Raw genomic sequence first — 24,471 nt, 5'->3', positions numbered from 1 at the left:
AAGCCCCCGAGAAAATGCAACAGATATTGCTTTTGCCTTAAGAGTATGATTGAGCGTGGCATTAAAAAGCTGTAACTGAACAAGGCTAACCTACCGAAGCTGCACACACGAAGATAGCTCCCCGAAAAGCAAGCCAAACAATGGCAGACAATAGCAACTCAAAAATTCATATATGAGACGCAGAAGTGTGTGGCGATTGAAATTGCCGGATGCAAAACACAGACTGCTGCACATGCGGAGACATAGCTGCGAAGGTTCTAAAAACGAGGGCCTTGAAAACATAAGCGAAGTAGCCCGGCTTAGCACCACAGCCCAATCTCTCCTATCCACAGCTCAAATAATATTCTCCCGCGCCGGTTTGTTTTCCAGCACGCGTTTTTCAGAACCTTCGCAGCAACTTAACGTTGAGAAGCGATCAGCAAATTCAGGTCCGTGTACTTCAGATCAAAGCGTTGACTAAGATGGAAATTGGTAAGTGCGCCTTTGAAGATGTAGATGCCGCTACGAAGATGCACTTTGTGCCATACAAGATTTTCGAAGCCACCTTCTTCTCCTGCTTCGAGGAGCAGCGGCATCAGTACATTGCTGATGGCCTGTGAGGCGGTACGGGCAAAGCCGGATGGAATGTTTGGTACGCAATAATGGATCACGCCGTATTTCATGAAGATGGGATGCTCATGACTGGTGATCTCGGAGGTTTCGAAGCAGCCGCCACGGTCGATACTAACGTCGATGATCACACTGCCCGGACGCATATTGCTGACCATTTCTTCGGTGACAACAACGGGTGTGCGGCCGGTGGTGGAAGCGAGCGCACCTACAGCCACTTCGCAGGTTTTGAGCTGCTTGGCCAGGATACGTGGCTCTATAACGGAAGTCCACATACGCTGTCCGATATTGTTCTGCAATCTTTTTAGACGGTATACACTACTGTCGAACACTTTCACGGAGGCGCCGAGTGCGAGGGCCGCGCGGGCGGCAAATTCGCCTACGATACCGGCTCCGAGGATGATCACCTTGGTGGGCGGAATACCGGAGATGCCTCCAAGCAAAACGCCTTTCCCGTGATTGGCGGAACTGAGGTACTGACCGGCGATCAGCATCACGGCACTTCCTGCAATCTCACTCATACTTCGGACAATGGGAAGACTATCGCTATCATCTTTCAGATTCTCGAAAGAGATGGCGGTGATACGCTTGTCCATCATCTTTTGAAGCAGCTCCGCTTTCATAGCGGAAAGATGGATGGGAGAGATGATCACCTGGTTGAACTGGAGGTAGGGGATATCTTCTTCCACTACCGGCGCACTCTTCACGAGGATGGGCGCTTTGAAAACTTCCGCCTTGTCGTACACGATGCGGGCGCCGGCTTCGGTATAGTCACGGTCACGGAAATGCGCCGCTTCACCGGCATTGTGCTCGATCACTACATCATGACCATTACTGATCAGTACGCCTACCGCATCGGGGGTGAGTGCAATCCGGTTTTCCTGGAAAGCGGTCTCCTTAGGAATACCAATATGCAATTGAGCCCCTTTGGGTTTTATATCTAGCTTTTCTTCAAGTGTTTCGTAACTGAAAGAGGTGCTGATGATCGGTCGTTGCTGAGACATGAAGATTGTTTTCTGATTGGCAGCTATATCAAATATACTTATTTCTCATTTATCTGAAGGAAGCGGGTACTGGGATCAGTTACGGAAATATGTACGGACAGGGTATTTTCGGGAAAGATCCCTTCCGCCCTTTCCGGCCACTCCACCAGGCAGATATTGCCGGAATAAAGGCAATCTTCCACGCCGGCCCTGATAGCCTCTTCTTCGTCCTTCAGCCTGTACAGGTCGATATGATAGAGCTGACCACCGGGGTAGGCATACTCGTTGATGATGGAAAACGTAGGGCTTCCCACCGTACTGGTCACTTCCTTCACATCGCACAGGGCATGAACAAATGTAGTTTTCCCGGCTCCCATCGGGCCATGAAAGGCGAAAACCTTGCGGTCGCCAGCTGCTTCCCAAAGTTTGCGGGCCGCTTCATGAATGGTATCCAGGGTAAATGATACTTGCATAAAACGCAAATATACCTTGAATTTGCAACCGTGCAGCGATATTATTGGTTATCATATAAGGCCCTTCCCGGCTCTCTTCGGTAAATTTGCATACCGCTTGATCAATTTAAACCTCTAAGCAATGGAAACAGTGAATTGGAAAGTAGATGGGATGGACTGCTCGAACTGCGTATTGACGATCCGCCAGTTTCTCGAAAAAAAAGGATTACAGGATGTAAAAGTGAACCTGGCAGGTGGAGATGTCAGCTTCATCATCAATGGACAAAATAAAAAAGATGAGATCCTCAAAGGCATCGAATCACTCGGCTACACCGTAGACGCAGGCGATGCGCAACTCAATACAAATAAGAAGAGGTTCCTCAAAAACCATCAAGAACGCTTTCTTTTCTGTATCATCTTTACACTCCCCCTCCTGCTGCATATGTTTGACCGGTGGATACATATCCACTGGCTGATGAATCCCTGGATCCAAATGGCACTGGCCACTCCCGTATACATCGTGGGTATGGACTTCTTTGGAAAGAGCGCCATCAAAAGCATCCGCAATGGAATGCCCAATATGAATGTACTCATTGCCATCGGCGCTACAGCTGCATATGTGTACAGTCTTGCCGGAGCATTGCTCGGACTGGGAGAAGGATACCTCTTCTTTGAAACCGCCGCATCGGTGATCACACTTGTGTTCCTTGGCAACTGGATGGAAGATGCCAGCATTCAGAGCACACAAAAATCCCTCAACAAACTGGCCCGCTCACAGAAAGTGATGGCCAATATGATCGCTTACGATGATCAGCACCAGGAACATGTTTTCCCCGTGGAGAACACAACCCTCCGAGTAGGCGATATCCTCCTGATCAAAAATGGAGAACAAGTGCCTGCCGACTGCAAGATCCTCTGGGGCGATGCTACCGTGAATGAAAGCATCATCACCGGAGAAAGCATGCCCATCGTCAAAAAACCAAAAGAGCATCTCATTGGCGGCAGCCTGCTGGTAGACGGAACAGTGAAAGCCTATGTGACCGCCGAAGCCAAAAATTCTGTTCTCTCCAATATCATAGACCTGGTGAAACGTGCTCAGGGAGAGAAACCGCCTGTACAACAAATGGCCGATAAGATCAGCGCCATCTTCGTTCCCATCGTACTCGGCATCGCAGCGGTGACGCTCATTGCCAACTGGATCATCCTGCAGGATTTCACGGCCTCGCTCATGCGAAGTATCGCAGTACTGGTGATCGCCTGCCCATGCGCTATGGGACTGGCAACGCCAGCCGCTATTGCAGTTGGACTCGGACGTGCGGCGCGCAGCGGCGTTCTCTTCCGTAATGCCAAAAGCCTGGAACTATTCAGAAATATCCAACAAGTGGTTTTCGATAAAACAGGAACGCTTACCACCGGTGATTTCGTGATTGCAGCGTTCGAAAAAACAAGCAATGCCATCAGCGATGAGGAGTTCAAACAGATCGTCTTCTCCCTCGAAAAATATTCCAATCACCCCATCGCACAATGTATCGCCAGGGAATGGAAACAAAGCCAGGTGATCCGCTGGGAGAAAATTGAAGAAGTGAAAGGTCTCGGCATGAAAGGCCGCACCAAAGAGGGTGATACCTGGCAGGCCGGTTCTTACAAAATTGCACAGGGCCTCACCAGCGATGCTGCTCACAATGTGTACATCGTTAAGAACGATGTACTGGTGGGATGGATCGATGTGAAGGATGAAGTACGCCCGGAAGCCATGACAGTAGTGCAATACCTTCGTCATAAGAATATCCGTACCATCCTGCTCAGTGGCGACCGCTACGATAAATGCAGGCAGCTGGCGGATTTCCTCGGCATCGATGAAGTGATTGCAGAACAAACCCCGCAGGAAAAACTCGGTGTGGTGGAAGACCTCACCCTCAAAGGGCCCACAGCCATGGTGGGCGATGGCATCAACGATGCACCGGCGCTCGCGAAAGCCACAGTAGGTATTTCACTCAGCGATGCATCCCAGGTGGCCATGCAAACCGCCGACGTGGTGCTGATGGACAATGGCATCAAAAACCTGCCCCTATCACTCGGACTGGGAAGGCATACCTACATGACTATCCGCCAGAACCTGTTCTGGGCCTTCGCTTACAATATTGTTGCGATACCCGTGGCCGCTTTTGGCCTGCTCACCCCTACCTTTGGAGCATTGGTGATGGGATTGAGCGATGTAGTGCTCGCTATCAACTCCGGTCGCCTTTTCGTAAAGAAGGTGGTGTAATCATTATGGCCTATATCCATTCATTACTGAAAGAATATTTTAAGCACGATGCCTTCCGCCCCATGCAGGAAGACATCATCAATGCCGTGCTCGATCGTGAAGACACACTGGCCATCCTCCCCACCGGCGGCGGAAAATCATTGTGCTTTCAGATCCCCGCACTCGCGCAGGATGGATTATGCCTTGTGATCAGCCCCCTCATCGCATTGATGAAGGACCAGGTGGAGAACCTTCGCAAGAAAGGGATCACGGCTTATGCCATCGATTCAGGCATGACGCGCAAAGACGTGATCAATATCCTGAAGGTAGCCACCGAAAGCAATTGCAAATTCTTATACGTATCGCCGGAACGGCTGGAAACAACGCTCTTCCGCGAATACCTGCCCGGTCTCAATCTTTGTCTCATTGCAGTGGATGAAGCACACTGTATCTCCCAATGGGGTTATGATTTTCGTCCATCTTACCTGAAGATCGCTGCGCTGCGCGATGAAGTGGGCGATGTGCCCATACTCGCACTAACGGCGTCGGCTACTCCGGAAGTACAGGAAGATATCTGTGCCAGGCTCGATTTCATCGGCAGAAATATTTTCAGGACTTCCTTTGCCCGCCCCAACCTGAGTTACAGTGTTTTCAATGTAGACAGCAAACTCAGCAAGCTCCGCGATATCCTGGAAAAAGTGCCTGGCAGCAGCATCGTGTATTGCCGCAGCCGCAAACGCACCAAACAGATCAGCGACCAGCTAAATGTATACGGCATTCAGGCCGATTGTTATCACGCGGGCCTTACCCGCGAAGAACGTAACCGCCGGCAGGAAGCCTGGATCCGCAACGATATCCGCACTATCGTTTGCACCAATGCCTTCGGCATGGGGATCGATAAGCCCGATGTACGTCTCGTAGTACACGCAGATCCTCCCGACTGCATGGAGAATTATTACCAGGAAGCAGGCCGTGCAGGCCGCGACGGAAAAAAATCCTATGCCGTACTGCTGTATGATCATACCGATCCGGAAGAGCTGCGCGCACTGCCGGGCATCCGCTTTCCCAGGTCGGAAGACATCAAAAAGATCTATACCGATGTGATGAATTATATCCAGGTGCCCACCGGCCTTGGAGGTGGCGCCTATTATGATTTTGAATTGAACGACCTCATCGCCAAATTCCATCCGGAGCCAAGGCTCGCCACTTATGCGTTGAAAGCAATGGAACAGGAAGGATGGATGAATTACAATGAACAGGTGTTCATTCCCGCTTCGGTTGGATTCATCACCAATAAAGACTGGCTCTATGATTTCGAGGAGATGCATGCAGACCTGGAACCACTGATCAAAACACTGTTACGCACATACGAAGGCATTTTTGATCAGCCTGTTCCCATCTCGGAAAAGAACATCGCATACCTCATGCGCAGTGATGTGGAAACGGTAAAACTGCAATTACGCAAACTGCATGGTTATGCGATCATTGAATACATGCCACAGAAAGATACGCCACAACTCTATCTCCGCCTCAATCGCGTGAGAACGGAAGAGCTGCGCATCGATATGGTACAATTCAATAAAAGGAAACAGCTTTTCGAAGCCCGCCTCGATACTTTACTCCATTACATAGAAGAAAGAAAACAATGCCGCAGTCAGCAGATCGCTCAATACTTCGGAGACAGGGAAGCAGACGTTTGTGGTGTTTGCGATATTTGTCTCGATAAACAAAAACAACCGCTGACTGCAGAGGAGCTATCACAGATCCACCAGCAGATCCGCGTAGTGATCAGGCAGCGTTCCAGCACTCCGGAACAACTTATGGCGGCGCTGCCGGGCATCCAGAAGCATAAGCTCCGTGAAGCCATCGCCTTTCTCCAGTCGGAAGAAAAGATAAATGTGAATGCGAAGGGGGAGATCAGTGACCGGTGTTAGAACCAGCCACTGCTTTTCTTTTTGGTACTTCTGCCTCCCAGGCCGAGTGCGCCCAGCAAGGTTCTTGTTAATGTATTGGCAACAGTTCTGCCTACCTGGCGGCCAACAGAGCTATCCATCATTTTTTCCAAAGTAGATTTTTCCTCTTTTACAGTTTTCTTCTTTGAAGCTTTCTCTTCGGATTCTGCTTCGGATTTCTTTGTAGCTTCTTCGATCTTGGCATTGAGGATCTCGTAAGCGCTCTCCGTATCCTCCGTTTCTGCGTATTTCTTTACGAGTTTGGATTTTGAAATGATACTGTCTATTTCGGTATCGCTCAGCACATCCATGCGGCTGCGGGGAGAAACCAGCATGGCATGCACCAACGGAGTGGGAATTCCTTTTTCGTTCAACATCGTTACCAGCGCTTCGCCGATACCAAGCTGCGTGAGCAGGTCTTCCGTTTTATAGAATTCTGTTTCGGGATAGTTCTGTGCTGCCTGCCTGATGGTCTTGCGATCGGCAGCGGTGAAGGCGCGCAGGGCGTGTTGTACTTTCAGACCGAGCTGGCTCAGCACGCTGGCAGGTACGTCCTGCGGATTTTGTGTACAGAAGAAAATACCCACGCCCTTGGAGCGGATGAGTTTGATCACCGTCTCGATCTGTTGCAGCAATGCTTCTGTGGCTTCCTGGAATACCAGGTGGGCCTCATCTATGAACATCACCATTTTGGGTTTGTCCAGGTCACCGGCTTCCGGGAGCGTGGCATAAAGTTCGGCCAGCATCTGCAGCATGAAGGTGCTGAACAGCTTTGGGCGGTTCTGCATATCCGTTACACGGAGGATGCTGATCATGCCGCGGCCATCGTCGCTGATGCGCATGAGATCGTCCACTTCAAAGGAAGGTTCTCCGAAGAATACGTCGGCGCCCTGTTGCTGCAGCTCGATCACTTTACGCAGGATAGTGCCTGTGCTGGTGGTAGCGATCTTACCATAATCCTTTTCGATATCGGCCTTGCCTTCATTGCTGACGTACTGCAGAACTTTAGTAAAGTCCTTCAGGTCCAGCAAAGGCATTTTATTATCGTCGCAATATTTGAAGATCATGGCCACGAGGCCCTGTTGCGTATCGTTGAGATCGAGGATCTTGCTGAGGAGGATGGGACCGAATTCGGTAACGGTAGCGCGGAGGCGGACACCTTTCTCGTTACTAAGTGTCATCAGCTCCACCGGATACCCGGATGGCGTGTAGGTTCCACCAATCTTCACCATCCGTTCTTTGATCTTGTCGTTTTCCACGCCCGGCTGCGCAATGCCGCTGAGATCACCCTTGATATCCATCAGCAACACAGGTACACTGGCATCCGAGAGGCCTTCGGCCAGCACCTGGAGTGTTTTCGTTTTACCGGTACCGGTAGCCCCGGCAATGAGACCGTGGCGGTTCATCGTCTTGAGCGGCAGGAAGATATCCGAACCCGTGAGTACATTGCCATCCAGAATGGCAGCGCCGATACGGAAGGATTCACCTTTGAAAGTATAACCGTCTTTTATCAACTGAAGGAAAGCAGTCTGGTCAGCCATAATCAAATTTTGAAGTGGGGAAGGTACTGAAAATGAGCGGAATCAGATACGGTCCGTTTATTGTAACTTTATGAAGGAACATCGATGGATCCCGTTTATTTCCATACGGATGCAGCGATTATTCCGTTAGAGGAGTCAGCCCTTAAACAGTACAAACCATATCAACTCATTCCCATGAAACCGCGTGTGTTACTGGCAATCATGGCCCTTGTGATAACCCTGGGCAGCTGTAAAAAGAGCAGTGAAGATAAAGAGCCTTTTAACCTGGCCAATACCGAATGGCGTGGAGAGGCAAGGATGCATGAAAGGGATTTCAAACCCCTGACTGTACTGTTCAAAGAGAACCACGAGGTGGAATTGATCTTTGTTCCGGTGGATGCGCCTGGCGATAAGTTCACATTCCATGGCACCTGGGGCAAGGCCGATGATTCGGACGAACTGGAATTCAAATTCGAGAAAGGGCTGGAAACAGTTACTTCCACTGCCACACTCACAGAGAATAATACAAAAATGGATAATGGCAGGTTCAAGGTCAGCAGCGATGAGCACAACGATGCCGGCAGTTTCAAGATCAGCCGTGAGTAACAACAATATTCCCATAAATGCAAACAGGGCTATTCTTTCGGAGCAGCCCTGTTTTCGTTTATTCCAATTTTCCTAAAGATCCTCTTCCCTTTCCAGCATCAGGATGGCGCTTTGGGGAACGATATAGTACTTTTCATTTTCGTACAACACTTCGGTTGCCCCACTCAGTAAAAATATGGCCAGATCACCTTCCTTTGCCTGCAGGGGCACATAACGGACCTGGTCTTCCGTACCCTTCCAGGCCTCATCTTCCACAGGCATGGGAATGGCATATCCCGGACCTGTTTTGATCACATAACCCTGTTGCACTTTTTCTTTTTCCTGAACACCCGGAGGCAGGTACAATCCACTGGCAGTGCGCTCATCCGGCTTGGCCGGGCGGATCAGTACCCGGTCTCCGATCACTATCAGTTTTTTGAACGTATTCTCTGTTGTAAGTCTCATAACCCTTGATTAAAGGGCAAAATTAGGAAATGGAGAAACATTAATAATTAACAAAATATTACACGGCACTTGCCGGAACTGGTAAATGATTTAATTTTATTTACATCTACGAAACTAAATCTACCAACAATGGAAGGAAAGAAACCGAAAATCTTGTTATGTGAAGACGATACGAACCTGGGAAGTGTGTTGAAGAACTATCTTGAACTGAACGATTTCGATGTAACCCTTGAAAGGGACGGGCGCCTCGGGCTGGCTGCCTTCCAGCGTGAAAAGTTCGATCTCTGCCTGCTGGATATCATGATGCCGCATATGGATGGCTTCACACTGGCAGAAGAGATCCGTGATGTAGACCCCGATATTCCACTTTTCTTCATCAGCGCCAAAACGATGAAAGAAGATATCATCCAGGGATACAAACTCGGCGCGGATGATTATATCACCAAACCATTCGACAGCGAAGTGCTGCTCCTGAAAATAAAGGCCATCCTCAAACGAAACGAGGAAGTGACCAAAGAACAGGAGAACAAAGAATATGATCTCGCCAGTTATCATTTCAATCCCAAACTTCGTGAGCTCAGCCATGCCGGCAAAACACAAACCCTTTCTCCCAAGGAGAATGAGTTGCTCAAAATGCTGGCAGAGCATATGAACGACCTGCTCCCCCGCGAACAGGCGCTCAAAAAAATATGGGGCAGCGATACTTACTTCAACGGCCGCAGTATGGACGTGTACATCGCCAAACTGAGGAAATACCTGAAGGAAGATGAAACCATCGAGATCGTGAATATCCACGGTAACGGATTCAGACTGGTAGTGCCTGTTGCATAAACGGCATTCCGCATAAAGCAAAAGCCGCTCTCCCGGAGCGGCTTTTTTATTGTTGTGCAATTCAGTTAAAATAAGGATTGTGCACCTCCCGTTCTGAGATCCTTACCTAGATGCTCATACGCTTTTTGCGTTGCTTCGCGACCACGGGGCGTGCGTTTGATAAAACCTTCCTGGATGAGGAATGGCTCGTACACTTCTTCCAAAGTGCCTGTTTCTTCACCTACTGCAGTGGCAATGGTTGTGATGCCTACCGGTCCCCCCTTGAATTTTTCGATGATGGTATTGAGGATGCGGTTGTCCATTTCATCCAGGCCATGTTCATCCACATTCAATGCTTTGAGCGCATGCTGCGTGATGCCGAGATCTATAACGCCATTGCCGAGCACCTGGGCAAAGTCGCGCACGCGGCGAAGCAATCCGTTGGCGATACGTGGAGTGCCACGGCTTCTCCGCGCTATTTCGGCAGCGGCGTCTGAAGTGATCTTTGTATTGAGAATACCAGAAGAACGCAGCACTATCTGCTTCAATGTGTCTGCATGATAATATTCAAGTCTTGATTTGATACCGAACCTGCTCAGCAGTGGCGCTGTGAGCAATCCGCTGCGGGTGGTAGCGCCGATCAATGTGAAAGGATTCAGGTTGATCTGGATACTGCGGGCATTGGGGCCACTGTCGATCATAATGTCCAGCCTGTAATCTTCCATTGCGGCATAGAGATATTCTTCCACCACTGTGCTCAGTCGGTGGATCTCATCGATGAACAACACATCGTGCGGCTCCAGGTTGGTGAGCAATCCCGCAAGGTCCCCCGGTTTCTCGATCACCGGTCCGGATGTTTCCTTGATCTGCACTCCCAGCTCATTGGCCACAATGCGGCTCAGTGTGGTCTTACCAAGACCGGGAGGACCATGAAAAAGAATATGGTCCAATGCCTCATCACGCATCTTCGCTGCCTTGATAAAGATCTTCAGGTTCTCGATGATCTGGCCCTGCCCGGCAAAATCGATGATCTCCCGGGGCCGGATATTGTTCTCAAACTCCTTGTCAGCAGCGCTCTGCGAATTCTTATCAGTATTTAAGTTTGGATTGGACATTTCTTTATGCAACTTTGTAAATCTACACAAAAGTAAGGCAGTAATACCATGCATATCCACTTTATACAACACGTTCCTTTCGAATCTCCCGGATATATCCTGGAATGGGCGCAGGACAAGGGTTTCAACACCAGCTTCAGCAGAATGTATGAGAACGATCCATTCCCTCCCGTTGCTTCGATCGACTGGCTGGTGGTGATGGGCGGACCGATGGGCGTTCATGATGAAGCGGAATATCCCTGGCTGGCCGGAGAAAAAAGATATACCCGCAGCGCCATCGATGCAGGTAAAAAACTGCTGGGTATTTGCCTGGGCTCACAGCTCATCGCCGATGTGCTGGGCGCTCGCGTGTACAAAAATGATCAGAAAGAGATCGGTTGGTGGCCACTCCAAACCATCGATACCAAACATCCGCTCACGAAAAATTTCCCCTCACAGTTCAACGTGTTCCACTGGCATGGAGATACATTCGATTTACCTCCCGGTGCAACCCTGCTCTTCTCTACTGAAGCCTGCAAAAACCAGGGCTACCTGGTGGGCACCAGGATCGCCGCACTGCAATTCCATATGGAAGTGAATGAATCACTGGTTGCACAGATGATGCAGCACGGAAAATCAGAACTGACAGAAGCACCTTTTATCCAGGAAGAGACCAGCATCTTTCTGAATACACTAAGTATGGTGCCTGACACGCAACTGCTGTTGAGCAGATTCCTGGAAGCATTTGCAAAACTCTGATCTACTCAGAGGGCCATAATTTTATTGAAGACAGTTCAGCAGCAAGCTTTTCATTTGCCAATGCCGAGGGATGCCCGTCATCCGGAATAAAATGCCGGGCATCATTCAGGTCCATGACCGCCGATACTTGAATAATACGCAGGTTTGTAAGCGCTTCCAGTTTCTTTTTAAACGCAGCAATCAATTCATCATTGATCAAGTGGTCATTCCAGTGGCTATCTCCCCAGTCTATTAAGACAAACTGGCCGCCGGTCTTTTCTATGATACCCGCCATTGTTTTTATCATCAGGAAACAACGGTCAAAATCTTCATGCTTCAACTTATTTATCCGGCTTCGGGTAGCGATATTGGAAAGCATTTGCCTTAAAAAACCAAAAGTACCGAGGCCGGACAGATAGAGAATATATTTTCTATCGTGCTTCTCAACATTCATGTGTACAGGACCAGCATAAACAAGCGAATCATCATTTACTTTAAAGAACGGACCACTAAGACTCCAGATATGAATTCCGTTGGCACGTAAAATATGGTCGTAAATAAAAGAGTAAACAAATACCCTGTTGACGTTGGATACACCTGCATACTTATTAAGAAACAATTGGTAAGCCTGATGCGTTCCGTAACCCTCAACACCTAAATTATAAGTATTGAGCTTTGTTGTTATTCCTGTCTTATAAGCCAAAGAGGCGGAATCATCCAGACCAACGCCAAAGGTTACACTACATCCCAGGAAAACGATCTCCCTGGCGGTATCAGGATTTTGAAAACCAACTCTATGAACAAGATCTGTGTAAGATTGAGTTGAATCCGATATGATACTGTATGTACTGGCAAATAAAGTATCGTCCCTGTTCATTTTCACAAAATAGGAGCTGCCGGTTTTGTTGATGGTATATCCCCAGCAAACTGTCATGTTTAAAGAAGTCTTTATTCAGATCCCCTGCAAAATATTCCTGCTTCTTAAAGAAGATACGATACACAAATTCTGTAACTGAAAGCATAAGAACGACTGTAGTAAGGAGCAAAACGATATTCTTCAGCTTTTTCCTCCGCTTAATGGCAACCAGTATTATTATTAATAATATGTTGATTATAAAAAGACAAAGAGTCCGCTTATCCATTATCAATCTTTGAACAAAAATAAAGTTTAAGATTGACTGGCAATTCATTGTCCACTTTAAGAATTTAATATTTGCATATACAAATAAAAGAATTATCTTTGCATAGTCGATCTGAATAATTAGTTTGGCACCTGGTATGAAAACCTCAGAAAGCAAATTCAGACAGTGTTTTTACTTTGCCTCCGGCGCACTGGCCCGCATCGTTGAGAAGATGGCCAGCGACGTTTGGAAGAAGGTAGACCTGAGCCCCAGCCATGCTTATGTGCTGCTGCTGGTGCTGGATGAACCAGGTATGCAGCCAGGGGCCATCGCAGGTCAGCTCCACCTGACACCCTCTACCATCACGCGTTTGCTGGAAAAACTGGAAAGCAAGAAACTGGTGGTGCGTACTTCAGAAGGTAAGCTGACCAATGTGTATCCCACTCCTAAAGCAAAAGAATTGCAACCTCAACTGATCGCCTGTGCTGAAGAATTCAGTCAGCATTATTACAAGATCCTGGGTAAGGAAGAATGCGATACACTCATCGATTCCATTACTAAAATGGCCGATCAACTCGACAAATAAATTTTTTTACCTTGTTATTTGTATATACAATTATTAATACACAATCATTTATCAACCGCTTAAATCAGAAGAAATGAAATACGTTATTACCGGCGCTTCAGGCCATATTTCCAAACCTATCGTACTGCAATTATTGAGTGAAGGCCATGATGTGACTGTGATCGGCCGCTCTGCCGGTAACCTGCAGGAGCTGACCGGCAAAGGCGCGAAAGCAGCCATCGGCTCTTTGGATGATGCTGCATTCTTAACTGAGACTTTCAAAGGTGCCGATGCAGTTTACCTGATGACTCCTCCCAATTACAATTCACAAAGCATCAAGGATTATATTGCATCTGTAGGAAAGAACTATTCAACAGCCCTCAAAGCCTCAGGCGTTCAATATGCAGTTGTGCTCAGCAGTATCGGAGCGCACCTTTCGTCCGGTGTTGGACCTGTTGACGGCATCCATCGGCTGGAGCAGGAACTGAACAAGCTGGAAAACGTAAATATCCTTTATCTCCGTCCGGCCTATTTCTATTATAATCTTTTTTCTAACCTGGAACTGATAAGGCATCAAAATATTATTGGCAGCAATTTCAGTGCAGGCGCCGGCCAGTTCCCGCTGGTGCATACATCGGATATCGCTGCTGCAGCTGCGGAAGCTTTGCTGAAACTGGATTTCAAAGGACATTCCGTGAAATATGTGGTGAGTGATGAAGCAGGAACAGATCAAATTGCAGCTACCATCGGTAAGGCGATTGGTAAACCCGGGCTTCCCTGGGTGAAGTTCACAGATGATCAGGCATTGCAGGGCATGCAACAGGCAGGCTTAGGCGAAGATATTTCCAACAACTATGTTGAAATGGGCAATGCCATCGATTCCGGTGTGATGTCTGAAGATTATTTTCAAAATGGCAATGGCCCCATTGGAAAAGTGAAGCTGGCTGATTTTGCACAGGAGTTTGCGGCAGTATACAACGCAACCACTCCTGCTTAAGGAAATAAATTACTTTCACCTTTTAATCCAGATAATATGATCACAACAAATAGGAAAACACTCGACAGGAAATACCTGAACAATTCAATGGATTATCCCGGCTACCGAAAACTGGTTGATGATCTGTTGCTGGAAGGAAAAGTGACAGGACCGCAACAATCCGAATCCCTGGCGCATTACACGAAGCTGAACGTGCAACGCATGCAGCGTATCGATAAAACTGTTCAGCTCCTGCCTGAAGTTTCCGTGGCATTGCGCGCCATCAGCAAACCTCAAACCTGGCTGGTGATCACAGAAGGCTGGTGCGGCGATGCTGCGCAGATATTGCCTGCACTCAATGCCATGGCCGGCGAGAATCCGCTGATCCAACTCAGGCTGGTATTGCGCGACGAAAACACGGAGCTGATTGATCAATACCTTACGGACGGCACCAGCCGCAGTATCCCCAAACTGGTAGTACTGGATACAGAAACACTGGAAGAAAAATTCAACTGGGGCCCAAGGCCTGCACCGCTACAGGAAATATACAAAAAGATGAGGACCGAAGGAATGGATTATACAGCCATTGCGCAGGAATTGCACGCATGGTATGCAAAGGACAAAACTGTACACACACAGAAAGAGATATTGAAAAGACTGATAGAATCTTAATACAGTTCTCAACTTACATATCAGCAAAAAATAAGCTTGTGTCTATCAATGCAAAGCGGAGTTCGATTGAACTCCGCTTTGCATTGATAGACAATCATATTCTTACGACGTCATAAGCTGGTATTCGTCGCTGCTTTTTGTTTGGATTTTAGATAATGATGATCCTTGCACCCATTTTAAAATCAAAACAAAAGTAAGCACATGAAAATGAAAGTTTATTTAATGGCAATGTCACTGGCAATTGTAGCGTCTTGCTCACGAAAAGGCGCAGACAACACTATATTCAGTGTAGATGAAAACAAATCTGCCATAGAATGGAAAGGGATCGCATCAACACATTTTCACGAAGGAGGATTCAAAGCATCCGGCACATTGGAAATTAACGACAAAAACAGGATCGTAGCTGGAAATTTTAAGATCCCCATTTCCAGTATCACCAATTTCGATCTCCCGGAAAACAGAAAACATGAACTGCTGGATCATTTGAAATCTTCCGATTTCTTCAATGTGGTCCTCCATCCCAATGCTACTTTCAAAATAACAAAGGTTGAAGACTACAAGGAAGAAGGAACCAATTTGAATGCGAAAGTAACAGGGAACTTTACAATGATCGGGCGAACAAATAACATTAGCTTTCCTGCTGAAATCAATATAACACCAGAAGGAATTTCTGTCAATGGTAAATTTGAACTGAACCGGCTTCAATACGGGATGGATAAATACAACAACCCAGAAGAGACATTATATATTCTTCCCGGAGTGAAAATCACCCTCAGGATCTTCTGCAATCGTTCCTGATTTCGAGTATTCATCTAATTGGAAAGAGGGAGCTTCCAGTCTTAGAGCTCCCTCTTTCTATTTTTGCTTTTACTCTTTTACCATTGAAATCAACTGATCGATTTCCGTTTGAATATTCCTGGTCACGCTTACATTCCGGACCTGGAAATGATCAGCACCGGGGATCTCTTCCACATAAATGGGCAGATTTAGATGCTTTATTTTCCTGGCGAATGAGAGTGCTGATTCATTCAGCAGGAAATTATCATTCGAGCCAACATAGATACGCACAGGAAACTTTATCTTTTTTAAGGTTTCTGCATATGATTCCGCATAAAACGCCATGTCGTACAATCTCCAGGAGTTGGCTACTGTCTTATTAATTTTACCGGTTATCTCATCGAAGAGTTTAAGCGGCCGGCCATTGATATCTGCGGGACCGAATTCGGCGTCAAATGCTTGTTGCTGGCCGCCATTCGCTTCAAAAATTTCCAGAGCAAAAGTCTTTCGCAGCGTACTGGTAAATACGCCATTCACTTTATTGATGCCACGCTCCCTGCCCTTGCTGTCTGTATAGTAGTTTTCATCATTATAAATATCAACCCCTGTAAAGCTGCTGAAGTCAAGCGGATCAGGCGCTGTAACCCAGGCTCCACCGAACTTTTCAGGATAACCCAGAGCAAGCCATACAGCGCCGTAACCTCCGGTACTCTGGCCTGTCAGAAAATTCAGTCTGGGATCGGGTGATGCTCTGAAAGTCTTTTGAATATAAGGCATCAATTCTTCTACGAGCGCCTTCCCACATGGGCCATTCACTCTCGAGTCCACAAAGGCATGCGGCCCATATGCGTTTTGTAATTCAGGGTTGAGAAAAACATAGATCTTGTTCTTACCTGTACCCACTCCATATATTTTTCTTGCACCGGCCGATAATGCCTGATAATGTGTTCCACCCCAGCCGGGAATAACATACACAACAGGATAGGTATTGTTTGCTTCTCTCTCATATCCCGGCGGAAGTATCACAGCTGCTTTTATTGTAACAGGATAACCTTTGAACCTGGAAAGAAGGTCAGAAATAAAATTGACTTCACGGATGGAATCATTTTCGGGAAAAGTCTTCGCAGGGAATACATGACTGAGCATCAGCTCAACAGTATTCTCCTTTCCTTCAGATACTTTCAGTATTGCTTCCTGTCTTGTAAAGAGGTTGCCCGGTGCAGCTATTCCGCGATCGCGGGTATTGGTATCCAGGATTGCGATCAGCTTGTAATATCCCGAAGAAAGTTGCGGTAGCCGTTGATTCAATGCAATTGCATATTGCGGCAGCTCGATGGTTTGTCCATTTTTCCAATTGAACACTTCTGCAGAGAAAGCTGCTTCATCCTCTGCGAAGTTCATGCTGAAATGTTTGGAAGTGTCTTTCAGCGTATACACGAACAGTCTGCCGGTATACGGTCCTTTCAGATCATTTTGCAGTGACACCATTATCCTGTTCTGGGCATTGGTTCCTATAAAAGCAGACAAAAGGATCAGGGATAAACCAAGTGTTTTCATTTGTAAAATTTTTTTTGGAGTGGGGCACACAAAAATGGTACAAATGAAAAAATGCAAAATGGAAAGTCGATAGAAGCCGCCTTTCATAGACGGAATCCGGGTTTATGATATTACAGTCATCATAAACAACGGGGCCGCCTCACCTGAGACAGCCCCGTTCAATTCAATCCGGAACCCGGCGTACCGGGCTCCGCCACTATAGAACAAAACTTAAGGGGAAACTATTTTTCTCTTACACCAACAGCAATCCTTCTGTCTTTTTTCCTTTCTTCATCAGGCGCATCCGCAGCGGCCTTCGCAAATTGTGATCCGTATCCTTCAGCTCCTTCGATCTGTTTGCCTTCACCTTTTCCTTTCAATGCAGCGCTCACTGCGTTTGCACGATCCTGCGACAGTTTCATGTTCACTTTTTCATCGCCACTCTTATCAGTGTATCCACCGATCTTGATCTTTAATTTCGGATATGCCTTGAGGATAGCGGAGATATTGTTCACCTGCACCATGCTTTCCGGTGTGATCTCTGCACTACCTGTTTTAAAATTGAGGTTATCGAAATCGAACCAAACATCTTTACCTCCTTTTGAGTTGGGATCATTCAGGAAGGTCACGAGTCTGTCTTCAATACCACCTCTGTAAGCATCCAGTTCGGATCCATCGGGCAACCTTACCTTGATGGATTCAAGTGCAGGCGCAGCAGTGATAGAAGCAGCGGTGTCCGGCGCCGGTGTTGTTTGTTCGGTGGGCGGAGTAACAGCCATTTCATCTTTTTTGCCCCTTCCTCGGAGGAAATAAACCAGGGCGAGTATTACCAGCAGGGCCAGCAGCAGGGGCCAGAGCCATTTAGCGCCCCCTTTCGCTTTTTCAACGGTGTCGTGCGTATAGGCGGAAGCGGTACCCGCCACATGCTTCACTGATCCGGTAGCGCCTCCGAGAAGGCCGGACAATTTATTGCCCAGGTCGCTGAGACTTCCAAGTCCCAATGCACCTGCGATATTCAGACCTGAAGGCACTGCGCTCAGGATACTGTCTTTCTGTTCAGCCAGCCAGCCGGTAAGACCGCTGACGCCCATATTGTTTTGTGTAACCTGTTTTCCAACTGCTCCCAGCGCTGCTGGTGCGGCTACACTAAGCAGTGATGATGCCGATGATTCGCGTATGCCACCGAAATTGGCGATCATACTTGTAATGGAACTTGTTTTGTCGCCGAATAATCCTTTCAGCATATCCATGCCTTTACCGAGGAGATTGCCACCTCCCAGGAGGCCGCTGAGATTCCCCAGCATGCCGCTGCCGGATGCATCCTTGGAAAGGTTCAGAAGGCTGGCTGCGCCATCGGCTGAACTGGCCTTATTGAGTAAACCTGTAAGCACTGCGGGAATAGCGCCACCAACTGCCTTTTGTATTCCACCCTCGCTTTCACCAAAAGATGATGCCATCTTACTGATGAGGTCGCTGGTAAATAATCCTTTCACCGAATCGAGAAGATTGAATGACATAAGAGAAAGTTTATAGGTTATCAAATAGAAATAAATAAAGCACACGCATGGGACTTCTGTTCCACAGTTCAGGCAGAGAGTAAACGTTCACGTTTACAAACAATGATTGGGATGAAGGGGGAGACTTCAGGTGGGCAATAACTGCAGGATCAGGTTTGGATCAGGACAATTGGAAAAGTATTTATCGCGCTCAGACCATCTACAGACTCCGGGATAATCACCTTCTTTAAGTTCCATATCCAGGATCACTTGAAAATGCAGGTGCGGTGGCCAGTTTCCGTTTTCAGAGGGGGGCCGAAATGAGCCATTGGTTGTCCAAAGATAATGTATTGTCCGGCTGAAAGCGTCTGTATATCTTTCAAACTGAGGTGGCCGTATAAAGTGTAGAAGGCCATTCCATCCAGCTGATGTAACAGAACGAGTGTGGCGCCGTAATCTCCATCCGCTTTGTTATACGCGTAACTATGGACCATTCCTCCCATGAATGCATATACGGGAGTACCGGCTGGTCCCCAGATATCGATGCCCAGGTGAACAGTTCGCGGCTCATCCCCGGGCTTTTCCGCTGCAAAAAGCGGGGTTTGATATACTTTCCTGTTTTCCCTGTATCCTCCGATCGCAAATCGGCAACCCGCCTGCTCCAGCTGCTGGTTGATCCAGCCTGCGAAACGGTTGGTATCTGCCAATACCTCATCGGAGAGTGAGCGGTTTTGCTCACTCAGGTCAAGGGTCAGCAGCTTTTCTCCGGGTTCCATCTTCACCACAGGGTGGAAAGTGGATTGGTATTTCCGGATAATATTGCTGAAAGGGGAATCCATGGTACTGAAAGATAACGCTATATCACCACATTCACCATCTTTCCTTTTACGAAGATGATCTTCTTGTGGGGCTTGCCTTCCAGCCATTTCTGAACAATATCATTGGCGAGCACTACCTGCTCTACTTCCTGTTGGGAAGCTTCCAGGCTGAGCACGAGGGTGGTCCTCAGTTTTCCGTTGATAGAGATCGGATATTCCTTGCTGGTTTCAACAAGGTATTTCTCTTCAGCAACAGGATAAGCTGCATCCAGCACAGAGCCGGCATTGCCGAGCAGGTGCCAGAGCTCTTCGCTCACGTGCGGTGCATATGGAGTGAGAAGAATGATCAGTTTTTCCAGCGCTTCCTTTTTGGTGCATTTGAGATCATTGAGCTCATTCACGCAAACCATGAAGGCGCTTACTGCGGTGTTGAAGCTCCAGCGTTCCGTATCTTCTTCGATCTTCTTAATGGCTTTGTGGATCACTTTCCATTCTGCGTCGGTGGCTTTATCGTTCGTCCAAACCTGTCCTTTTGTTTCATCATAGAACAGGCGCCAGAATTTTTTGAGGAAACGGTGAACACCTTCAATGCCCTTTACGTCCCAGGGTTTGGATGCTTCCAATGGTCCGAGGAACATTTCGTACATGCGGAATGTATCGGCGCCGTATTTGGCAACTACCTGATCGGGATTGCTTACGTTGAAGTATGATTTGCTCATCTTCTCGATGGCAGCGCCACAGATGTATTTGCCATCTTCGAGAATGAAACTGGCATCAGCAAAATCCGGCGTCCATTTTTTGAATGCTTCGATATCTAACTCCAATCCATCAACGATATTGATATCTACGTGCAGCGGATCTGCTTCATACTGATCTTTCAAACCAGCAGAAACAAATTGATTGGTATTGCGAACGCGGTAAACGAATTTGGATTCAGCCGTGATCTTGCCCTGGTTGATCAGCTTTTTGAATGGCTCATCAAAACCGAGGTACCCGAGATCATGCAACACTTTCACCCAGAGGCGGGAGTAAAGCAAATGCGCCACTGCGTGCTCTGAGCCACCAACGTACACGTCTACCTGTCCCCAGTAATCCAGCGCTTTGCGATCAGCAAATACTTCAGTATTGTGAGGATCTGTATAGCGAAGGAAATACCAGGCCGCACCTGCGTGGGTAGGCATGGTGTTGGTATCGTGTTTTTCAGAATCGGAGATATTCACCCAGGATGGGATATTGGCCAGGGGGCCCTCTCCGGTTCCGGAAGGCTTGAAATCATCACTGGGCGGGAGTTCCAGGGGAAGATCCTTCGGATCCATTGCGTAGGGAATGTCGTTCTTGAAAACGATGGGGAAGGGTTCGCCCCAGTAACGCTGACGGCTCCAGCCGGCATCGCGCATTTTGAAATTCACCTGGCTTTTACCAATACCGAGCTCTTCCACTTTTTTCAATACCACTTCAATGGCATCGCGCATAACCATTCCGTTCAGGAAATCGGAATTTCCGAGAATGGCATCCTTGGTAGGATTGGCTTCTTTGCCATCATAGGCATCGCCGATGATATTGGTAATGGGGATATCGAAATGAACGGCAAATTTATGATCGCGCTCGTCGCCGCAGGGAACGGCCATGATGGCTCCCGTTCCGTATCCGGCGAGCACATACTCGGAGATCCAGACAGGGATCTCGCGGCCATTGAAAGGATTGATGGCATAAGCGCCGGTGAAGCAGCCGGTGATCTTTTTCACTTCGGCCATGCGCTCCACTTCTGAGCGGCTTTGCACATACTGAAGATATTCGTCCACTGCCTGCTGGCGGTCTGCAGCAGTGATCTCTTTCACCATTTCATGCTCGGGAGCCACTACCATGAAGTCCACACCAAAGATGGTATCAGGTCTTGTAGTGAACACCGTCATATCGGTGACTGTATTCTTTTCGCTCTTCAGTTTGAAATTGATCTCAGCGCCATAGCTCTTACCGATCCAGTTGCGCTGGATCTCTTTCATGGAGTCAGAGAAATCTACCACTTCAAGCCCCTGCAACAATCTTTCTGCATATTCTGTGATGCGCAGGTTCCACTGGCGCATTTTCTTCTTGATAACGGGGAAGCCACCACGATAGCTGACACCATTGATCACTTCATCGTTGGCGAGTACGGTACCGAGTGCTTCGCACCAGTTCACATCCGTATATGCGAGGTAGGCGAGGCGGTACTGCATGAGGATCTCACGCTGCGCCAGTTCGTCCCATTTCTTCCACTCTTCAGCGGTGAAGGTCTTGCTGCCGTTGGGGGCCTCATATTTGTTATTGGGAAATGAATGGATGGCATTCCCTTCTTTTTCAAAAGAAGCGATGAGTACTTCCAGCTTTTCCGCTTTATTGGATCGGCGGTTGTAGAAGCTTTCGAACAACTGGAGGAAGATCCACTGCGTCCACTTGTAGTAGGACGGGTCGCAGGTGCGGACTTCACGGCTCCAGTCGTAGCCGAACCCGATATTGTCGAGCTGGCGGCGGAATGTTTCGATATTGGCCCCGGTGCTCACGGCGGGATGGATGCCGCGTTCGATGGCATATTGTTCGGCAGGCAGACCAAAGGCGTCGTAGCCCATTGGGTGGAGTACATTAAAACCTTTCAGTCTTTTGTAGCGGGCATAGATATCGCTGGCCACATAACCGAGCGGGTGCCCTACGTGAAGGCCTGCTCCGCTTGGATAAGGGAACATGTCCAGCACATAGGCTTTGGGTTTTGTACTGTTGTTACTGGTCTTGTATGCGCCGGAAGCGATCCACTGCGCCTGCCATTTCTTTTCAATATCTCTGAAATTGTATTCCATGCCTTGTCCGTTACAGAACGGAAATTTTTATGTTTTATACAAAAGTTGAGGAAACGTTAAAAGCCTTTACCCTCAGAATTTTTCCGGCTTTTCAATCGTTAGAGGGGCATCAAAAATACGGATAATCCTGTTTAAACGGCCCAAATCTGCTATTTTTGCTCCACTACTAACCCATCAAAAATTTTATTTCATGGCTCAAATCGGTAAGGCTTCGGCCAAGCGTTCCAAGCCGTCATATTTTATGGCGATCCTCGGGGTAACCATTGTACTTTTTTTAGTTGGCATCTTCGGATGGCTTCTGCTGAATGCCAAACGGTATACAGAAGAACTGCGGGAAGGAGTGAAAGTACAGATCTATCTCCGGAACAATGTAACGCCCACCGATATTGAAGGATTAAAGACTTACCTGGCTGCACAGCCCTATACCAAGAGCGTGGAGTACATCGATAAGGAAGCCGCCAAGAAGAAATGGATGACCGATGAAGGTCAGGATTTCTCTGCATTGCTTGACGAAAACCCGCTTCCAGCCTCATTCGACCTCAATCTCAAAGCAGAATACGTTCAGAAAGACACGATCGCCAGTATCAAGGCCGACCTGGAAAAGCAGGCCCTGGTAGTGGAAAGCGTGAAATACCCGGCATTCATCGTGGAAAAGATGGGTTCCACCGTTCGGGTAGGACTGATCGTTTTTGCCATTTTGGCCGGCATCTTCTGCATTCTTAGTATTGTTTTGATTGATAATACCATTCGCCTCGCGATGTACAGTAACCGCTTCCTGATCAAAACGATGCAGATGGTGGGCGCTACCAGGGGATTCATCTCGCGTCCCATGAATGTACGCGCCGTTGTGAATGGAACTATTTCCGCGATGATCGCCATTGCTGTGATCTATGGACTGATGATCCTTTCCGAATCATTCCTTCCTTACCTCAAAGACCTCCGCGATAACGGCAAACTGTTCCTCCTCTTCGGATTCCTGTTGATCCTGGGCATCAGCATCAGCCTGTTCAGCACCTGGCGCAGCGTGGTAAAATACCTGAAGATGAAACTGGACGAACTGTATTAAAACCCCTATATTGCACACTCAATCATTGTACAATGGCTGATATTAAAGCAAAAAGCAATACTCCCGCAACCAGCAGCAACCTGTTCGGAAAAGAAAATTATATGTGGATCCTGATCGGACTGGCAGTGATGGTACTCGGCATCATCCTGATGGCCGGTGGCAAAAGCAAGGACCCCAATGTATTCCTCGATTCCGATGTGTATAGCACAACCCGTATCACTGTTGCGCCTATCCTCATCCTGCTGGGCCTGGGCATTGAAGTATTTGCGATCTTCCGCAAGCCGAAAGCATAATGTAAAATCCGTACAATGAGTTTACTCGAGGCAATCATCATTGCCATAGTAGAAGGCATTACTGAATATTTACCTGTTTCGTCCACCGGGCATATGATCATCGCCAGCAGCCTGATGGGTATCCATAAAGAGGAGTTCACCAAACTGTTTGAAGTGGCCATACAACTCGGCGCCATCCTGGCGGTTGTGGCATTGTACTGGAGGAAATTCTTCGATTTCACACGCTGGCAGTTCTACGCTAAACTGATCATTGCCGTTATACCCGCCCTGGTGCTGGGAAAACTTTTTTCCGATAAGATCGATGCTATGCTGGAAAGTCCCACCACTGTGGCGATCACTTTGTTGCTTGGAGGTGTGGTGCTGCTTTTCATCGACCGTTTGTTCACAAAGAATGATATCGATACAGAAGAAAGGATCTCTTTCAAAAGAGCGTTCATCATTGGCCTCTGGCAATGCCTGGCCATGATCCCGGGAATGAGCCGCAGCGCTTCTTCCATTATCGGAGGTATGCAGCAAAAATTATCGCGCAGACTGGCGGCTGAGTTCTCTTTCTTCCTGGCAGTGCCTACTATGTGTGCAGCAACCGGGTATACCCTTTTCCTGAAAGATGTTGAAACAGGCGGCGTTTCGCAAAAGGGGTATGAGTTGATCCTTGCTTCCTCTGATAATATCACGGCGTTCATCGTTGGCAATATTGTGGCATTTGTGGTAGCGATGCTCGCTATCAAATTTTTCATCGGCTTCCTGCAACGCTATGGCTTCCGCCTGTTTGGATGGTACCGCATTATTGCAGGTATCCTGTTGCTGATCCTGATCTACACAGGTGTGATCCACAGTTAGTACGGGGCCACCCTTTTCCCTGTAACC

At 47.9% G+C, this 24,471-nt stretch carries 22 protein-coding genes; 12 read left to right on the top strand and 10 right to left on the bottom strand.

The genetic code is table 11. The features are described 5' to 3' along the window. Nucleotides 1-398 precede the first annotated feature (398 nt). Nucleotides 399-1,613 carry an alanine dehydrogenase gene (locus FSB84_RS09920; protein ID WP_127133192.1) on the bottom strand — a complete coding sequence of 405 codons (1,215 nt, stop codon included), beginning with the start codon at nucleotides 1,611-1,613 and terminating at the stop codon, nucleotides 399-401. Nucleotides 1,614-1,651: 38 nt separating this feature from the next. Continuing rightward, nucleotides 1,652-2,065, bottom strand: a complete 414-nt coding sequence (tsaE, locus tag FSB84_RS09915; RefSeq protein ID WP_130541712.1) for a tRNA (adenosine(37)-N6)-threonylcarbamoyltransferase complex ATPase subunit type 1 TsaE — start codon at nucleotides 2,063-2,065, stop codon at nucleotides 1,652-1,654. A 121-nt stretch (nucleotides 2,066-2,186) separates the two neighbouring features. Between tsaE and FSB84_RS09910 the strand changes: the two genes are divergently transcribed. Then, on the top strand, nucleotides 2,187-4,310 hold the full coding sequence (locus FSB84_RS09910) for a heavy metal translocating P-type ATPase (RefSeq protein ID WP_130541713.1): 2,124 nt from the start codon (nucleotides 2,187-2,189) through the stop codon (nucleotides 4,308-4,310). Nucleotides 4,311-4,315: 5 nt separating this feature from the next. After that, nucleotides 4,316-6,223 carry a RecQ family ATP-dependent DNA helicase gene (locus FSB84_RS09905; protein ID WP_130541714.1) on the top strand — a complete coding sequence of 636 codons (1,908 nt, stop codon included), beginning with the start codon at nucleotides 4,316-4,318 and terminating at the stop codon, nucleotides 6,221-6,223. Here the strand turns inward: FSB84_RS09905 and FSB84_RS09900 are convergent. Further along, nucleotides 6,220-7,782 carry a helicase HerA-like domain-containing protein gene (locus FSB84_RS09900; RefSeq protein WP_130541715.1) on the bottom strand — a complete coding sequence of 521 codons (1,563 nt, stop codon included), beginning with the start codon at nucleotides 7,780-7,782 and terminating at the stop codon, nucleotides 6,220-6,222. The genes FSB84_RS09905 and FSB84_RS09900 overlap by 4 nt on opposite strands. A 174-nt stretch (nucleotides 7,783-7,956) precedes the next feature. Here FSB84_RS09900 and FSB84_RS09895 point away from each other — a divergent pair, with 174 nt between their 5' ends. After that, nucleotides 7,957-8,367: a hypothetical protein gene (locus FSB84_RS09895; RefSeq protein WP_130541716.1), complete on the top strand. Its 411-nt coding sequence runs from the start codon at nucleotides 7,957-7,959 to the stop codon at nucleotides 8,365-8,367. A gap of 72 nt (nucleotides 8,368-8,439) precedes the next feature. Here FSB84_RS09895 and FSB84_RS09890 read toward each other — a convergent pair whose 3' ends face one another. Then, entirely contained in the window at nucleotides 8,440-8,811 is a 372-nt protein-coding gene (locus FSB84_RS09890; protein ID WP_130541717.1) for a co-chaperone GroES, read from the bottom strand. 129 nt (nucleotides 8,812-8,940) lie between these two features. On the opposite strand from FSB84_RS09890, the gene FSB84_RS09885 reads away from it, so the two are divergent. After that, a complete protein-coding gene (locus tag FSB84_RS09885) occupies nucleotides 8,941-9,642 on the top strand; it encodes a response regulator transcription factor (protein WP_130541718.1) in 702 nt (233 codons plus the stop codon). Between the two features lie 65 nt (nucleotides 9,643-9,707). On the opposite strand, the gene ruvB is transcribed toward FSB84_RS09885, so the two are convergent. Beyond that, nucleotides 9,708-10,736, bottom strand: a complete 1,029-nt coding sequence (gene ruvB, locus FSB84_RS09880) for a Holliday junction branch migration DNA helicase RuvB (protein ID WP_130541719.1) — start codon at nucleotides 10,734-10,736, stop codon at nucleotides 9,708-9,710. A 48-nt stretch (nucleotides 10,737-10,784) separates the two neighbouring features. Between ruvB and FSB84_RS09875 the strand changes: the two genes are divergently transcribed. After that, nucleotides 10,785-11,474: a type 1 glutamine amidotransferase gene (locus FSB84_RS09875; protein WP_130541720.1), complete on the top strand. Its 690-nt coding sequence runs from the start codon at nucleotides 10,785-10,787 to the stop codon at nucleotides 11,472-11,474. A gap of 1 nt (nucleotide 11,475) precedes the next feature. On the opposite strand, the gene FSB84_RS09870 is transcribed toward FSB84_RS09875, so the two are convergent. After that, nucleotides 11,476-12,387, bottom strand: a complete 912-nt coding sequence (locus FSB84_RS09870) for a hypothetical protein (RefSeq protein ID WP_130541721.1) — start codon at nucleotides 12,385-12,387, stop codon at nucleotides 11,476-11,478. A gap of 344 nt (nucleotides 12,388-12,731) precedes the next feature. Between FSB84_RS09870 and FSB84_RS09865 the strand changes: the two genes are divergently transcribed. From FSB84_RS09865 to FSB84_RS09850, 4 genes are all read left to right on the top strand, one after another. Next, a complete protein-coding gene (locus tag FSB84_RS09865) occupies nucleotides 12,732-13,160 on the top strand; it encodes a MarR family winged helix-turn-helix transcriptional regulator (protein WP_130541722.1) in 429 nt (142 codons plus the stop codon). 73 nt (nucleotides 13,161-13,233) lie between these two features. Then, nucleotides 13,234-14,136: an NAD(P)H-binding protein gene (locus FSB84_RS09860; RefSeq protein WP_130541723.1), complete on the top strand. Its 903-nt coding sequence runs from the start codon at nucleotides 13,234-13,236 to the stop codon at nucleotides 14,134-14,136. A 36-nt stretch (nucleotides 14,137-14,172) separates the two neighbouring features. Continuing rightward, nucleotides 14,173-14,787: a thioredoxin family protein gene (locus FSB84_RS09855; protein WP_130541724.1), complete on the top strand. Its 615-nt coding sequence runs from the start codon at nucleotides 14,173-14,175 to the stop codon at nucleotides 14,785-14,787. 201 nt (nucleotides 14,788-14,988) lie between these two features. Further along, nucleotides 14,989-15,585: a YceI family protein gene (locus tag FSB84_RS09850; protein WP_130541725.1), complete on the top strand. Its 597-nt coding sequence runs from the start codon at nucleotides 14,989-14,991 to the stop codon at nucleotides 15,583-15,585. Between the two features lie 69 nt (nucleotides 15,586-15,654). On the opposite strand, the gene FSB84_RS09845 is transcribed toward FSB84_RS09850, so the two are convergent. From FSB84_RS09845 to leuS, 4 genes are all read right to left on the bottom strand, one after another. After that, nucleotides 15,655-17,121 carry an alpha/beta hydrolase gene (locus FSB84_RS09845; protein ID WP_158643829.1) on the bottom strand — a complete coding sequence of 489 codons (1,467 nt, stop codon included), beginning with the start codon at nucleotides 17,119-17,121 and terminating at the stop codon, nucleotides 15,655-15,657. Between the two features lie 221 nt (nucleotides 17,122-17,342). Then, nucleotides 17,343-18,617 (bottom strand): OmpA family protein, encoded by a 1,275-nt coding sequence (locus tag FSB84_RS09840; RefSeq protein WP_130541727.1) that lies wholly within the window; start codon nucleotides 18,615-18,617, stop codon nucleotides 17,343-17,345. A gap of 245 nt (nucleotides 18,618-18,862) precedes the next feature. Continuing rightward, nucleotides 18,863-19,435 carry a peptidoglycan DD-metalloendopeptidase family protein gene (locus FSB84_RS09835; RefSeq protein WP_225980034.1) on the bottom strand — a complete coding sequence of 191 codons (573 nt, stop codon included), beginning with the start codon at nucleotides 19,433-19,435 and terminating at the stop codon, nucleotides 18,863-18,865. 17 nt (nucleotides 19,436-19,452) lie between these two features. Then, nucleotides 19,453-22,245 carry a leucine--tRNA ligase gene (gene leuS, locus FSB84_RS09830; protein ID WP_130541729.1) on the bottom strand — a complete coding sequence of 931 codons (2,793 nt, stop codon included), beginning with the start codon at nucleotides 22,243-22,245 and terminating at the stop codon, nucleotides 19,453-19,455. 190 nt (nucleotides 22,246-22,435) lie between these two features. Here leuS and FSB84_RS09825 point away from each other — a divergent pair, with 190 nt between their 5' ends. From FSB84_RS09825 to FSB84_RS09815, 3 genes are read left to right on the top strand one after another with little or no spacing between them, the layout of a single operon-like run. Beyond that, on the top strand, nucleotides 22,436-23,311 hold the full coding sequence (locus tag FSB84_RS09825; RefSeq protein ID WP_130541730.1) for a cell division protein FtsX: 876 nt from the start codon (nucleotides 22,436-22,438) through the stop codon (nucleotides 23,309-23,311). Between the two features lie 32 nt (nucleotides 23,312-23,343). Next, a complete protein-coding gene (locus tag FSB84_RS09820; RefSeq protein WP_130541731.1) occupies nucleotides 23,344-23,604 on the top strand; it encodes a DUF3098 domain-containing protein in 261 nt (86 codons plus the stop codon). 15 nt (nucleotides 23,605-23,619) lie between these two features. Next, entirely contained in the window at nucleotides 23,620-24,444 is an 825-nt protein-coding gene (locus FSB84_RS09815) for an undecaprenyl-diphosphate phosphatase (RefSeq protein WP_130541732.1), read from the top strand. Nucleotides 24,445-24,471 lie beyond the last annotated feature (27 nt).

The organism is Pseudobacter ginsenosidimutans, assembly GCF_007970185.1.
GTDB lineage: Bacteria > Bacteroidota > Bacteroidia > Chitinophagales > Chitinophagaceae > Pseudobacter > Pseudobacter ginsenosidimutans.
This window is presented reverse-complemented; position numbering and strand designations above follow the sequence as displayed.

Bases quoted from the DNA above. Each gene is read 5' to 3' on its own strand.
- FSB84_RS09890 (WP_130541717.1), bottom strand. From the start codon at position 8,811: ATGAGACTTACAACAGAGAATACGTTCAAAAAACTGATAGTGATCGGA.
- FSB84_RS09875 (WP_130541720.1), top strand. From the start codon at position 10,785: ATGCATATCCACTTTATACAACACGTTCCTTTCGAATCTCCCGGATAT.
- FSB84_RS09900 (WP_130541715.1), bottom strand. From the start codon at position 7,782: ATGGCTGACCAGACTGCTTTCCTTCAGTTGATAAAAGACGGTTATACT.
- FSB84_RS09850 (WP_130541725.1), top strand. From the start codon at position 14,989: ATGAAAATGAAAGTTTATTTAATGGCAATGTCACTGGCAATTGTAGCG.
- ruvB (WP_130541719.1), bottom strand. From the start codon at position 10,736: ATGTCCAATCCAAACTTAAATACTGATAAGAATTCGCAGAGCGCTGCT.
- FSB84_RS09815 (WP_130541732.1), top strand. From the start codon at position 23,620: ATGAGTTTACTCGAGGCAATCATCATTGCCATAGTAGAAGGCATTACT.
- FSB84_RS09885 (WP_130541718.1), top strand. From the start codon at position 8,941: ATGGAAGGAAAGAAACCGAAAATCTTGTTATGTGAAGACGATACGAAC.
- tsaE (WP_130541712.1), bottom strand. From the start codon at position 2,065: ATGCAAGTATCATTTACCCTGGATACCATTCATGAAGCGGCCCGCAAA.
- FSB84_RS09860 (WP_130541723.1), top strand. From the start codon at position 13,234: ATGAAATACGTTATTACCGGCGCTTCAGGCCATATTTCCAAACCTATC.
- FSB84_RS09895 (WP_130541716.1), top strand. From the start codon at position 7,957: ATGAAACCGCGTGTGTTACTGGCAATCATGGCCCTTGTGATAACCCTG.
- FSB84_RS09920 (WP_127133192.1), bottom strand. From the start codon at position 1,613: ATGTCTCAGCAACGACCGATCATCAGCACCTCTTTCAGTTACGAAACA.
- FSB84_RS09820 (WP_130541731.1), top strand. From the start codon at position 23,344: ATGGCTGATATTAAAGCAAAAAGCAATACTCCCGCAACCAGCAGCAAC.
- FSB84_RS09840 (WP_130541727.1), bottom strand. From the start codon at position 18,617: ATGTCATTCAATCTTCTCGATTCGGTGAAAGGATTATTTACCAGCGAC.
- FSB84_RS09865 (WP_130541722.1), top strand. From the start codon at position 12,732: ATGAAAACCTCAGAAAGCAAATTCAGACAGTGTTTTTACTTTGCCTCC.
- FSB84_RS09855 (WP_130541724.1), top strand. From the start codon at position 14,173: ATGATCACAACAAATAGGAAAACACTCGACAGGAAATACCTGAACAAT.
- FSB84_RS09835 (WP_225980034.1), bottom strand. From the start codon at position 19,435: ATGGATTCCCCTTTCAGCAATATTATCCGGAAATACCAATCCACTTTC.
- leuS (WP_130541729.1), bottom strand. From the start codon at position 22,245: ATGGAATACAATTTCAGAGATATTGAAAAGAAATGGCAGGCGCAGTGG.
- FSB84_RS09845 (WP_158643829.1), bottom strand. From the start codon at position 17,121: ATGAAAACACTTGGTTTATCCCTGATCCTTTTGTCTGCTTTTATAGGA.
- FSB84_RS09870 (WP_130541721.1), bottom strand. From the start codon at position 12,387: ATGACAGTTTGCTGGGGATATACCATCAACAAAACCGGCAGCTCCTAT.
- FSB84_RS09910 (WP_130541713.1), top strand. From the start codon at position 2,187: ATGGAAACAGTGAATTGGAAAGTAGATGGGATGGACTGCTCGAACTGC.
- FSB84_RS09825 (WP_130541730.1), top strand. From the start codon at position 22,436: ATGGCTCAAATCGGTAAGGCTTCGGCCAAGCGTTCCAAGCCGTCATAT.
- FSB84_RS09905 (WP_130541714.1), top strand. From the start codon at position 4,316: ATGGCCTATATCCATTCATTACTGAAAGAATATTTTAAGCACGATGCC.